The sequence below is a fragment of the Paenibacillus sp. JT22N15 genome, from assembly GCF_059383755.1.
Window position 1 is genome coordinate 74,321 of record NZ_JBXENV010000003.1, and the last position, 13,276, is coordinate 87,596.

10 protein-coding genes are annotated in these 13,276 nt (G+C 53.1%); all 10 read left to right on the top strand.

From position 1 onward, the window contains the following. Positions 1–121: 121 nt before the first annotated feature. On the top strand, positions 122–1,126 hold the full coding sequence (locus AC50X8_RS06465) for an ABC transporter substrate-binding protein (RefSeq protein ID WP_494879106.1): 1,005 nt from the start codon (positions 122–124) through the stop codon (positions 1,124–1,126). A 24-nt stretch (positions 1,127–1,150) separates the two neighbouring features. Further along, a complete protein-coding gene (locus AC50X8_RS06470) occupies positions 1,151–1,963 on the top strand; it encodes an ABC transporter ATP-binding protein (RefSeq protein ID WP_494879107.1) in 813 nt (270 codons plus the stop codon). A gap of 133 nt (positions 1,964–2,096) precedes the next feature. Next, on the top strand, positions 2,097–2,870 hold the full coding sequence (locus AC50X8_RS06475; protein WP_494879314.1) for an ABC transporter permease: 774 nt from the start codon (positions 2,097–2,099) through the stop codon (positions 2,868–2,870). Between the two features lie 390 nt (positions 2,871–3,260). Continuing rightward, the gene (locus AC50X8_RS06480) at positions 3,261–3,824 is read left to right on the top strand and encodes an outer spore coat protein CotE (RefSeq protein WP_056028083.1); all 564 of its coding nucleotides are present in this window, start codon (positions 3,261–3,263) and stop codon (positions 3,822–3,824) included. A gap of 242 nt (positions 3,825–4,066) precedes the next feature. After that, on the top strand, positions 4,067–5,692 hold the full coding sequence (locus AC50X8_RS06485) for a putative amidoligase domain-containing protein (RefSeq protein WP_494879108.1): 1,626 nt from the start codon (positions 4,067–4,069) through the stop codon (positions 5,690–5,692). A 546-nt stretch (positions 5,693–6,238) separates the two neighbouring features. Next, positions 6,239–9,040, top strand: a complete 2,802-nt coding sequence (mutS, locus tag AC50X8_RS06490; RefSeq protein WP_494879109.1) for a DNA mismatch repair protein MutS — start codon at positions 6,239–6,241, stop codon at positions 9,038–9,040. A gap of 36 nt (positions 9,041–9,076) precedes the next feature. Beyond that, on the top strand, positions 9,077–11,236 hold the full coding sequence (gene mutL / locus AC50X8_RS06495; RefSeq protein WP_494859854.1) for a DNA mismatch repair endonuclease MutL: 2,160 nt from the start codon (positions 9,077–9,079) through the stop codon (positions 11,234–11,236). After that, positions 11,233–12,024: a class I SAM-dependent methyltransferase gene (locus AC50X8_RS06500; RefSeq protein ID WP_494859855.1), complete on the top strand. Its 792-nt coding sequence runs from the start codon at positions 11,233–11,235 to the stop codon at positions 12,022–12,024. The genes mutL and AC50X8_RS06500 overlap by 4 nt, the downstream gene beginning before the upstream one ends. Beyond that, positions 12,005–13,027: a tRNA (adenosine(37)-N6)-dimethylallyltransferase MiaA gene (gene miaA, locus AC50X8_RS06505; RefSeq protein ID WP_430161165.1), complete on the top strand. Its 1,023-nt coding sequence runs from the start codon at positions 12,005–12,007 to the stop codon at positions 13,025–13,027. The genes AC50X8_RS06500 and miaA overlap by 20 nt, the downstream gene beginning before the upstream one ends. Next, positions 13,024–13,266, top strand: coding sequence for an RNA chaperone Hfq (gene hfq / locus AC50X8_RS06510; protein WP_056028072.1), 243 nt, complete (start codon positions 13,024–13,026; stop codon positions 13,264–13,266). The genes miaA and hfq overlap by 4 nt, the downstream gene beginning before the upstream one ends. Positions 13,267–13,276 lie beyond the last annotated feature (10 nt).

Sequence of the window (13,276 nt, forward strand, 5' to 3'; positions counted from 1 at the left end):
GCAGGTGGAATAACGGCTTTTTCATGCCCAAAAAGCCGTTAGCGGCAATCACCGCCGACGATATGCACGCATAGGCTGGAGTACAACACGCAAGCTGTAAATAGCGGGAGGAGAAAGAAAGATGAGGAGAAGATGGACAACGTTGCTGCTAGTTGTCACGCTGGCTGCAACCGCTGCGCTGGCAGGCTGCGGCGGCAAAAGCGAGAAAACAACGCTGAAAGTCGGCGAGGTCACGCGCTCTCTCTTTTATGCGCCACAATATGTAGCACTGGAGAAGGGCTTTTTTGAAGAGGAAGGGCTGAACATTGAACTGACAACAACGGCTGGCGGTGACAAGACGATGACGGCCCTTCTGTCGGGCGTAATCGATGTGGCGCTTGTCGGCTCGGAAACTTCGATTTATGTGTACCAGCAGGGAGCGGAGGACCCGGTCATCAATTTTGCCCAATTGACGCAGACCGATGGGACGTTTCTAGTTGCTCGCGAGCCGGAGCCCACCTTTGATTGGCAGTCATTGAAAGGAAAAACTTTCCTTGGACAGCGGAAGGGCGGCATGCCGCAGATGGCTGGAGAATTTACGCTGAAAAAATTCGGAATTGACCCGCAAAAGGATTTGGAGCTGATCCAAAATGTCGATTTTGCCAACATTTCGGCAGCTTATGCTTCAGGGACAGGCGATTTTGTGCAGCTTTTTGAGCCGACGGCTTCTATTTTTGAGAAAGAGGGCCGTGGCAAGGTTGTGGCTTCCTTTGGTGCGGAGAGCGGGCATTTGCCGTACACCGTTTATATGGCGAAGCAAAGCTTTACAAACAAAAACAAGTTGGTGCTGCAATCTTTCACCAATGCGATTCATCGGGCACAATTATGGGTGGCTGAAAATAGTGCCGAAACCATTGCGGACGTAGTCCTGCCTTATTTTGAAAATGTAGATCGCGGCATTTTGATTAGCTCGATTGATCGTTATAAGCAGCAAGGCTCTTTTGCAACTGACCCGATTATTGATCAGGAGGAATGGAACAATTTGCTGGATGTCATGACCTCGGCCGGCGAACTGAAGGCGCGAACCGAGCATGATGCCATCGTAAACACGGCCTTTGCGGAAGCAGCGATTGAAGCCGTGAAGTAGCGATGGCTGCGAGGAGGAAATAAGATGGCGAATAGTGACCCCGCGCTTACGCTGCGGCAAGTGACTCATGTATATGTGAATGACAAGGGCGCCTCGCTTGCTGTGGAGGATATGAACTTGACCGTTCAGCGCGGCGAGTTCGTCAGTCTGGTTGGCCCAAGCGGATGCGGAAAAACGACGGTGCTCAGCATGCTGGCGGGCTTGTTTTTACCGACACGCGGTGAAGTGCTCCTGAACAATCGACTGGTTAAACAACCGTCAACCCTTGTCGGTTATATGCTCCAGCAGGATTATTTGTTTCCATGGCGGACGATTTTGGATAATGCGGCGCTGGGGCTGGAATTGACGGGAAATAAGACGCAGGCTGCGCTTGAAACCGTAGCTGAATTGCTGGCGGAGCTTGGTCTGCCCGGAGCGGGAGCCCGTTATCCGCATGAGCTGTCGGGCGGTATGAGGCAGCGGGTCGCCTTGGCGCGGACGCTGGCAACTGAGCCGGAAGTATTGCTGCTGGATGAGCCTTTTTCTGCGCTGGATTTGCACATTAAGCTTCAATTGGAGGATTTGGTGCAGGTAACGCTGCGAAAGCTTGGGAAAACGGCGCTGCTCGTCACGCATGATCTATCTGAAGCGGTGGCGATGAGTGATCGCGTCATAGTACTGGCAGCAAATCCAGGGCGAATTCGCTACGAGCTGACGATACCCGATTCAATCCGGCAGGCATCGCCGATGAAAGCTCGACAGCTGCCGGAATTTCAGCCGCTGTTCGATCAATTATGGGCAGAGCTGGACGCTGCCGAGAAGACCCTCTGGGAAGGGAGCGAGAGCAATGAAGGATGACGGGGGTTCAAATCAGCAAAGGGAGCAACACACAGATAGAGAGCCAGAGCGAGTAGGGCAGGAACAGAATCAATCGCCTATTGATGTGAAAGAGGGCAGAGCAGTATGGCTAGACTGGCTGCACCGGGCTTATATGCGGCGGGCAAAAAGGACGACGGCGTTAGTTGGCGTGACACAGTTCATTATTTTAGTACTCTTTATTGGACTATGGGAGGCCGCGGGACGAAATCGGTGGGTTGATCCGCTGCTGTTCAGCTATCCAACGAAGATGTTCCATCAATTGTGGGGGACGATGTCAGACGGCTCAATCTGGCCGCATATCGGGGTGACCGTATCGGAAACGATTGTCGGATTTGCACTAGGCACACTGTTGGGCACGCTCCTTGCGGCGCTGCTTTGGTGGTTCCCTTTTGTATCGCGGGTTGCGGACCCTTATTTGGTCGTGCTGAACAGCATGCCGAAGGTAGCGCTAGGGCCAATCTTTATCGTTTGTCTTGGCCCTGGCTTTCTCTCCATTGTAGCGGTCACCTTGTCGGTAACGGTTATTATTACAACCTTGAACATCTATAACCAGTTTCGTGAGGTGGATGCAGGCTATATTAAAGTCGTCCGGCTGTTCGGAGCGGGGCGGTCACAGCTTTTTCACAGCGTGATTTTGCCAGCTTCGTTCCCGGTTATTATTTCGACGCTGAAAGTGAATGTGGGCTTGGCATGGATCGGCGTTATTGTGGGCGAGTTTCTCGTGGCGAAGCTTGGGCTGGGCTACCTTATTATTTATGGCTTCCAAGTGTTCAACTTTACGCTCGTTCTCTCCAGCCTCCTTGTAATTGCTGCGGTTGCGACGGTTATGTACAAAGCTGTTTCGGCGCTGGAGCGCAGGATGATGGCGGGATGGCGTGAGCAGTAGGGCAGATGGCATAGCGTTTTTTATGTGATTTTTTGAGCTAGTTCGTAGTTAACAATAGGTACAAATACAGGCTTTGGCATAATGGCTAGGGCACCTTCATAACTATGAGTATAGTTCGATTTTAGCTGGCGCTTTCGTAACAGGAGCGGGAGCTGCAAGGGTGAAAAAAGATTTTGCGGCGAGCCTCCCGCAAGCTGCTCGTATATAGCGGCCAACTAAAGGCGGGGAAATGGGGAGCGAAGGTCTTGGGGAAACGTGGATTTACGTTTTGCAGCGGGTTTTGTGGGTGTTTTTTAAAACAATCTCTCTTTGTCTGCATTCGTTTTATCAACATTCGCCCACGTCCTGCATACACTTTAAGTGAATGATTGCATGGAGGAGGTTAAATCAATGGCTAATGCAGATAAACAGCTTCAGTACAGAGAAATTATCACCAAAGCTGTCTGCGGCAAAGGTCGTAAGTTTTCCACTGTAACCCATACCGTTACGCCGCCTCAACATCCGACCAGTATTTTGGGCGCATGGATTATCAACCATCAATATGAAGCGGTTCGTTCGGGCGATGGGATTGAGGTCATCGGTACTTACGACATTAACATCTGGTACTCGTACAGCAAAAACTCGCAAACCGAGGTTGCGAAGGAATCCGTTCATTATGTAGAAAATGTTCCGCTTTCGTTTGTCGATCCGAAGCATCGGGCCACAACCGTGGAAGTTTCAGCAGATGCGCTTCAGGAGCCGAATTGTATCGAAGCGAATGTTTCATCGAGCGGCTCCGGCGTTGTCATCCGGGTTGAACGCGAATTTTCGGTAGAGCTGGTTGCCGAGACAAAAGTGACGGTTGCTTGTATCCCTGGAGGTTTGGACGGCCTTGATGCCAAGGAATACGAGTTCGGTCTCGGCGATGACGACTACGAAGATCTTGATCCGGATTTGCTCGACGACGAGCTTTAATCTGGCAGCCTGACGGCCATGTGGCTTATGTGGATTGAAACTTCCCGGCACGGAAGCTTAAATCTTCTCCACGTTAGCTTAACTCCATTGTGCCTCGGCTTCTGTACGGTATAATATGCGGCGATGTCCGCAAACTTGAGGGCGAAAGCCCTCTTTTTGTTGGAATTAAACATAATCGGGCGTATGCCCTATAAGCCGGGTTTGAGTAGGGTGAGTGGGTTTTAGCAGAAAGGAGCAATGAGATGGCGGCAGTATGGCTGTGGAACAGCAGTACCGGGCGATTGGAATTGGCGGGCAAAGAGAATGCCGCTGCCGCTGAATCAGCTCCAACTGCAAGCCTGCTTGCAGAGGTCAAGGCTGGGGACGCGGTTATCGTGAGCGGCTGTGTTGCTGAGAAAAAGAAGGGTAGTGAATCTAGGCAGGGAGAGACAGGTCAGCAAGGCGAGAGCGGGCAAGGGCAGAGTAGGTGGGAACAGCAGGGCGTTAAAGAAAAGCGGGGCTTGAGGGAACAGAAGGGAATTACGGAAAAACAGCATATGAGTGAAAAACGTGAAGGCTATGAAAAGCAGGTGCTGCCTGCTTTGCCAAGCGGCATCTGGCTGTTGAATGAGGGGGAGATCGGCTTTGCGGCGATGTCTGCCGCCGAGCAGCAGCAAAGGCTGCGCCGGGCAGGCTTGCTCCGGCGGCAGGAGCTGGGAGATAGCGACCGATTGTATAAGGTCGCTATTGCGCATTTAGAGCCGATCGAGCTGCAGCGCCTCGATCGGTGGGGCAGGCCCGCAGCGGGGCAGCCGCTGCTGCGGGCGGAGCCAGGCGGCCATGCGGCAGTGCCATGGCCGCGGGATGCGGCTCTGCGGCGGGTCATCCGCGCCGCAGTCGCCGCTTTGTATGCACTCGGCCTCGATATGGGCGAGGCCGAGGTTGTGCTGGGCGAAGGCGGGCGTGCCGCCGTCCGCGCAGCGGGGGCTGTGCGCGATGCGAAGCTGCGCGCAGTGGGCTTGGCGCGGATGGCCGCCTGGTATGAGGCGGCAGCAGCGCCTATGCCGGGAACGGCGCCCAAGCTGATGCTGGGCGCCGACCCGGAGTTTGCGCTGGTGCGGCCGGATGGGCGGATCGTGCCGGCTTCGCGCTTTTTTGGCGATGGCGCCCAAGGGGCCGCGGGCAGCGACGCCATGCTCATTGGGCGACGGATCGTCTATCCCGTCGCCGAGCTGCGGCCCGAGCCGGCTGAAAGCCCGGCCGCGCTGGCCGCGCATCTCCGTCGGCTGCTGCTGCGCGCCGCCGAACGCATAAGCGACCCCAGCCTCTGCTGGGTCGCTGGAGCAATGCCCGTGCCGGGGCTGCCGCTCGGCGGGCACATCCATCTCAGCGGCACGCCGCTATCCAGCCGACTGCTGCGGCTGCTCGACAGCTACGCGGCGTTTCCGCTCGCTCTCGTCGAAGACCCGGCCGGCCGGGGCAGACGCCCCCGTTACGGCGCCCTTGGCGAATACCGCCAGCAGCCGCATGGCGGCTTCGAATACCGCACGCTGCCGAGCTGGCTCATCTCGCCAGCAGCGGCAAAAGCCGCGCTCGCGCTCGCGCTGCTATGCGCGCGCGAGACTAGAGTCCTCACCGACATACCGGCTCTTGACGAGCGGTATGTCGAAGCCTTCTACTCCGGCGACCGAGCAGAGCTGGCCGGGTGTCTGGACCCGCTTGCCTCAGCGCTGGCGGCGACGCCAAGCTATGCGGCCCTTGCGGCCGATATCGAGCCTTTGCTCGATGCAGCGCGGCGCGGCATAACCTGGGATGAGCGGGCTGACATCCGCCACAAATGGCGCATCCCTATGCCAGCTCCAGCTTCTAACAAGCCGCGAAACAAATAGACGACATAATTTTTATTATTTAATCTTTAATGTTCATTACATGCTTCACCTCAGCTCTATAATGGAAGCAAACGAAGCTGACATGAAATCCAGCCTGTACGGTGCCCACATAACGTAGCGACAAAGCGCTGCCAGCTTATTAGCTCCACAAAATTTCCCCAAACCAACGAAGCGAATTCACTATTTTCAAATTGCCTTCTATTTCCCAAGCTTATCCGACAAAAGAGCTATCCTGCACTTTCACCCCGGCTTGTTTCCCAAGCAAACAGGCCCTTTCCCCCTTGCCTCACTGTTTATTTCTCTTCTTATTTCTCGCTTCATTTCACTCTTTTTTTGCTAATTTCCCCGGTTTATCTCCCTATATGAACATCAGGAAAAATAGACAAGTTGGCGCGGAAAGCCAACGCTTGATATAATAGTAGAAAGTTGCTTCATTAGAATTTCGGAAGAATTTCGGAGATTTGGCGAAATTTGCGGCTCTGATGATACGATAAACATAGATTGCGAACGCCCGCGTTCGCTTACCACAATAAAGGAGGGGCAACAGTGGCAAGCTATACCCCGATGATTATGCAATACCTTGCGATTAAAGAAGAAGCGAAGGATGCGTTTCTTTTTTTTCGTCTGGGCGATTTCTATGAAATGTTTTTTGAAGATGCGATTGCGGCCTCGCGAGAGCTTGAAATTACACTAACCGGAAGAGAAGGAGGCGGCACGGAAAAAATTCCAATGTGCGGCGTACCCTATCATTCTGCGCAAAACTATATCGCAAGACTCGTTGAAAAAGGCTTCAAGGTTGCCATTTGCGAGCAGGTCGAGGACCCAGCGGCTGCCAAAGGCGTCGTACGACGTGAAATTGTTCAGGTCATTACCCCGGGAACGGTCATGGAGTCGAAAGCGCTCGCGGATAAAACGAATAACTTTATTTCAGCGATTGCTCTTTTAAACGGGAAAGTATCGATTTCCTCATGCGATTTGTCTACAGGCGAGCTGTACGTCACTTCGTTCCCGCTTCAGATGGAAGCGCTGATCGATGAAATTAACGTTTATCAGCCTGCGGAAATTGTTGGCGACGAGGAATTGCTGGACAAGCTGCAAGCATCAGACGCTTGGAATCGCCCGATATTGCTGACAAAGCGCGAGCCTGTGCCGGAGCAAAAGCTGCTCGACCAGTTCGGAAAGCAGGAGCTTGTACAGCTGAATGAAGCATGCATGCGCGCAGTGAGCCTGCTAATTGGCTATTTGGATGATACGCAAAAGCGCTCCCTCGGTCATGTTCGCGCAATTCGCAGCTATGAGCCGGGTCAATATATGATCCTTGATCATTATACCCGCCGAAACCTGGAGCTGACTGAAACTGTGCGCGACCGCTCGAAGAAGGGCTCGCTGCTTTGGCTGCTGGACCGCAGTCAAACCTCAATGGGTGCAAGGCTGATGCGCCGCTGGATCGACAAGCCGTTGCTGTCGCGCAACGCGATTGAAGCAAGGCTGGATGCGGTGGATACGTTGTACCGCAACTTGATTTTGCGCGATGATATTCGCTCTGAGCTGAATGATATTTATGATTTGGAGCGTCTGGTCGGAAGAGTGGCGTTTGGCAGTGCCAACGGTCGCGATATGAATGCCCTCAAAACGTCGATTCAGCGCGTTCCTCAACTAGTACAGCTATGCAAAGCCTCGGGATCGCAGCGGCTAGAGCAGTTGGTAGACGGATTGGACGATTGCGCCGATTTGGCAGATATGATTGCGACAGTAGTCGTAGACGAGCCGCCAGTCTCGATTCGCGAAGGCGGAATTATTCGTGCAGGCTACGATGATTATTTGGACCAGCTTAAAGAAGCCAGTACCAATGGAAAAAAATGGCTCGCTGAGCTGGAGCGCGCAGAGCGCGAAGCAACTGGCATCCGCTCGCTCAAAATCGGCTACAATAAAATATTCGGTTATTATCTCGAAGTTTCCAAAGCCAATCTCGCGATGCTGCCGGAGGGCCGCTACGAAAGAAAACAGACGCTTTCCAATGCCGAGCGGTTCGTAACGCCGGAGCTGAAGGAAAAGGAACGCCTAATTCTTGAGGCCGAGGAAAAGATGGTCGATATCGAATATGAACGTTTTCTGGAGCTTCGCGAGCATTTAGCAGGGCAGCTTCACCGTCTGCAGCGGCTTGCTGAAGCCATAGCAGAGCTTGATGTGTATCAGGCATTTGCGACGGTCAGCGCAGAGCGCAGATTTACCCGTCCTTCGATTACCGATTCGTTCGATATGGTTATCGAAGAAGGCAGGCATCCCGTTGTGGAGGCCGTTATGGAAAATGGAGCAGCGTTCATTGCAAATGCGACGCAGCTACATAAAGAGCATAACTCGATGCTGCTCATTACCGGACCGAATATGGCGGGCAAAAGCACCTACATGCGCCAAGTGGCCTTGATTGGCATTATGGCGCAAATCGGCTGCTTTGTTCCGGCAAAATCGGCTCAAATTCCACTGACCGACCGGATTTTCACGCGGATTGGCGCGGCGGATGATCTGATTGGCGGACAAAGTACGTTCATGGTGGAGATGAAGGATATTCAAATTATGACCGAGAAGGCGACGGAGAACAGCCTTGTCATTATTGACGAGCTTGGGCGCGGTACTTCTACGGGCGAAGGCATGGCCATTGCCCAAGCGGTTATTGAATATGTGCATCATCAGATTCGCTGCAAAGCGCTCGTATCGACCCATTTTCACGAGCTGTCGCATTTGGAGGATTCCTTGCCTCAACTGTCCAATGCATGTATGGCGGTACAGGAAAGCGGCGATCATGTTACCTTTTTGCGCAAGATGATACCTGGCGCAGCAGGGACGAGCTACGGCATTTATTGCGCAAAGCTTGCTGGCTTGCCGGAGTCCATTATTTCCCGATCCTATGAGCTATTGGAAGTTTCGGATGCATTGGTTGAAAAAAATGCGAGTATCAAGATGAGCACAGCTGCTGTTGTTGAAACAGATAGTCGCACTGCTGAGGAGAAATCCGCTTCTAATAAAAATAAACCAGAGTATTCGTATGCAGCCTTGCAGTCTGGTGATACTTTGTCAAATGCTCCCGACCATGAAAATAGCAGCATTCCATCTGCATTCGATCCTTCGGCCAGCCAAGCATCGAATGCTGGTGTTCGCGAAACTGCGGCGGCCATTCAGCTGTCCATTTGGGATGAGCCAGCTGCCGCGCAGGCTGATTCGGGCCGCCGTAAAGGCAGCCCCAAATCCGAGCAGCTTGCTGATCAGCTGCGCAAGCTCGACCTGTTCAATATGACGCCAATGCAGGCGATGCAGTGGCTAAATGACATGAAACGCAAAATGAACGACTAGAAGCGGCGTGTCCGTGTGGGAAGGAGGAAAACAGATATGGGTAAAATTCTCGTACTGGACGAGCAGCTCGCGAACCAGATTGCCGCAGGCGAAGTGGTAGAAAGACCTGCTTCTGTCATTAAGGAGCTAGTCGAAAATGCTGTCGATGCCGGCAGCTCCACAATCGACATCACAGTGGAAGAGGGTGGCTTGAACCTTATCCGTGTGACAGACAATGGCTCGGGCATTCCCGCTGAAGAAATCGAAACGGCATTCCAGCGCCACGCTACGAGCAAAATTGCAACGAGCAGCGACTTGTTCCGCATCGCAAGCCTAGGCTTCCGCGGCGAGGCGCTGCCAAGTATCGCGGCCGTATCACGGCTGGAATGCTTGTCCTCTACCGGACAGACTGGCTTAGGGCATAAGCTGAGCATTGAAGGCGGGACGATTACGGCCAGTATTCCGGCTGCTACGCCGCAAGGTACGGATATGACGGTGCGCGACTTGTTTTACAATACGCCAGCCCGGTTGAAATATATGAAGGCGGTGCAAACCGAGCTTGGACATATTTCAGATTATATTTACCGCATTGCGCTTGCGCATCCCGGTATTGCTTTTACACTAAAGCACAATGGCAATACGCTGCTGCGAACGCTCGGTACAGGCGACCGTCTGCAGGTTATTGCTGCTATTTACGGCTCGAATACGGCCAAAGCAATGATGGCGGTACAAGGCGAAAGCCCGGATTATGAGCTGTTAGGCTATATTTCCAAGCCTGAGCTGACACGTTCGAATCGCAATGGCATAACCGTCATTGTAAATGGGCGGTATATTCGCAGCCATGCCGTTAATCAGGCGATGCTTCAGGCTTACCATACGCTGCTGCCTATCAATCGTTTTCCACTTGCGATTATTGAAATTGGCATGCATCCGAGCTTGCTTGATGTAAACGTACACCCTTCCAAAATGGAGGTTCGCTTCAGCAAGGAGGCAGAGCTGCGGACGCTCGTTGAGTCGGCTATTCAGGCTGCACTTGGCAAAGAACGTCACATTCCTGGTCCGGATTCTATACATAATCAGAAAAGGTCAGGTCCTGTATTCGTTCAGGGCGCCATGTCCTTTCATCGTCCGGAGCCCAAAACACCGCCTGTACCAGAGAAGGAAAACAAAGGGGAGCGGTCGATAGCACAAGCGCCTTATTCCCCATTTGGCCAAGGTGCTTCCAGAGAATTTGTGCCGAAGGATGCGGCTGAACGTTTGTACAAGCCTGCCCAAACTGGATATAGCTTGGCGCGTGAAGCAAGCACAGCATGGGGGAACCTTGCCTCTGAGGCTGTGCAGCCCCTTGCACGTGCAGCGGCGAATAGTTCTCCTTCGCAAAGCGAAGACGCTCCGCTTCCATCCGAGCCTTCATGGATACGCCAAGACGCAGCTAGCACGGCTAGCTCGCAGACTGTGGCTAACGGAAGCGAGCCCGGCAACGGATTGGAAAGCTCAGGGGCTGCAACTGCTGATTTAAGCAGTGGAGTTGCTGCTACTGTTCATACGGCAGCCTTGCCCGACATTCATTTCGGACAAGGAGGCCAAGTGCCAGCCGCTCCGGAGCAGCCTTCAGCAGCCAATGAAGCGGGTTTTCCCGAGCTGCATTGGATTGGCCAGCTGCATGGCACATATATTGTGGCGCAATCCGAGGAAGGACTGTATTTAATTGACCAGCATGCGGCGCATGAACGGATCAATTATGAATATTATTACGCCAAGTTTGGCATGCCCGAGGCTGCTAGCCAGCAGCTGCTAGTGCCGCTTACGCTGGAGTTTACGCCGGGAGAGGCCGAGCAACTGCGCGGCTTGCTGCCCCTATTTAACGAAGCGGGCGTCGAGCTTGAGCCATTTGGCTCCCAAACGTTTCTTGTTCGTGCTTATCCGCAGTGGCTGCCGGATGGCGAGGAGAAGGATATTATTGAAGAAATGGCCGATTTGCTGCTGGCCGAGCGCAAATCGATCAATATTGCCAAGCTGCGCGAGAAGGCGGCCATTATGTGCTCTTGCAAGGCATCTATTAAAGCGAATGACAGGCTGACAAGGGAAGAGGGAGAAGCGCTGCTTTCCCGGCTTGGTGCATGCCATCAACCGTATACTTGCCCGCATGGACGCCCGATAGTCGTGCATATGTCCACCTATCAGCTCGAAAAAATGTTTAAGCGGGTGATGTCATGATCGTGACGACCGCCGATCGTCCATCTGAGGCGACGGTCGCCAAGGCGAGAAGAATTGCAGGCGAGCTGTCCGTCCCTTATCGGGCGAGGGGCCGAATGACGCTGCGGCAAATCGGCGCCGAAATGGCCGAGATTCGCCTGTTTGTTGTGACGGATCGCGAAGTCAGGTATTATGAAAGACAGACGGATACGCCGTTATTTTTTCACCCCAGTATGGCTTTTGTAAGAGTTAAGCGGCTTCGAAGGGGAGAAACAGATCCGCTCATTACGCTCTCCGGCTGCGAGGAAGGCGATACGATAGTAGATTGTACAGCTGGACTCGCCTCAGATTCGCTCGTATTCGCTTATGCGGCCGGTACGTCCGGACAAGTAACTGCCATCGAAAGCGAGCGGGTACTATGCGCCTTGGTGCGCGAAGGGCTTGCCGTCTACGAATCGGGGCTTGCTGATGTGGATGCGGCGATGCGCAGAATCCGAATGATCAGCATGAACCATCTGGACTACTTGCGGCAACTGCCGGATCGAAGCGTCGACGTCGTGTATTTTGACCCGATGTTCCGGCAGCCGATTCATGAGTCGAGCTCGATTCAGCCGCTGCGCCAATTGGTCAATGACAACGCCTTGTCTATCGAGGCAGTGACCGAAGCACTGCGAGTGGCGCGCAAAACCGTCGTGCTTAAGGAGCACCGCCATAGCGAGGAGTTTGCAAGACTCGGCTTTGAGCGGCGGCATTTACATTCTTCAAAAATTGCTTATGGAGTGATAGAGGTTGCCAGAACAAGAGAATAAGCGGGTAACCGCGCTGGGCAAAAAGCAGCCTTTGCTCGTATTAATTGGCCCTACGGCAGTTGGCAAAACCAATTTAAGCCTGGAGCTGGCCAAAGCTTGGCAGGCGGAAATCATTTCGGGCGATTCGATGCAGGTATATCGCGGCATGGACATTGGAACAGCGAAACTTCCACTGGAAGAGCGAGAGGGTATCCCGCATCATTTAATTGATATTCGCGATCCGGATGACCCCTATTCGGTGGCAGACTTTCAAGCAGGCTGCGGAAGCAGCATTGAAGAGATAGCTGCTAGGGGAAAGCTGCCCTTCATCGTTGGCGGCACGGGACTATATGTGGAAGCCGTTTGCTACGGCTTTGAATTTTCAGAGAGCGGCTCAGATGAGGCCTTTCGCCAGGAGCAGGAGCAGTTCGCTCTTGCGCACGGTGCTGAGGCGCTGCATGCGAAGCTTGCGCTTATTGACCCGAAGTCCGCGGAACGCCTGCATCCGAATGACCAAAGGCGCGTCATCCGCGCGCTTGAAGTATTTCATTTAACAGGAATCAAGCAATCAGAGCAGCTCGAGGGTCAGAAAAAAGAATCCCCCTACGAATTGTGTATCATCGGGCTGACGATGGATCGGGCGGAGCTGTACCGCCGGATTGAACTGAGAATTGACCAGATGCTGGAACAGGGACTGGTCGAGGAAGTGAAGGCGCTGCTGTCGCGTGGCGTTCCTCCTCATGCTGTAGCTATGCAAGGACTCGGCTATAAGGAAATAGCGTCATTTTTACGGGGAGAATGTACGCTTGAGGCTGCGGTAACTTTGCTGAAACGGGACACGAGACGCTTTGCCAAGCGCCAATTGTCATGGTTTCGTCACATGAAAGATATCGAATGGATCGATATGGGGGAAAATTTTCACAACAATTTGCATCGGATTCATGGTATAATAGCAGGAAAGTTTCAAGTCCATCTTGAATATACTTCTAATCAATCTTTTGTAGACGGAGGTAACGTCCAATGAACAAATCCATCAACATTCAAGATACGTTCTTGAACCAATTGCGTAAAGATAACATTCCCGTTACAGTCTTCCTGATGAACGGGTTCCAAATCCGGGGCGTTATTAAAGCGTTTGACAACTTCACCATTATTATTGACAGCGAAGGCCGTCAACAAATGGTGTACAAGCATGCCATTTCGACGTTTACTCCGCAGCGAAATGTATCTCTCATGCAGGACAACAGCAGCTCTGACTCGTAAGGCGCACGTT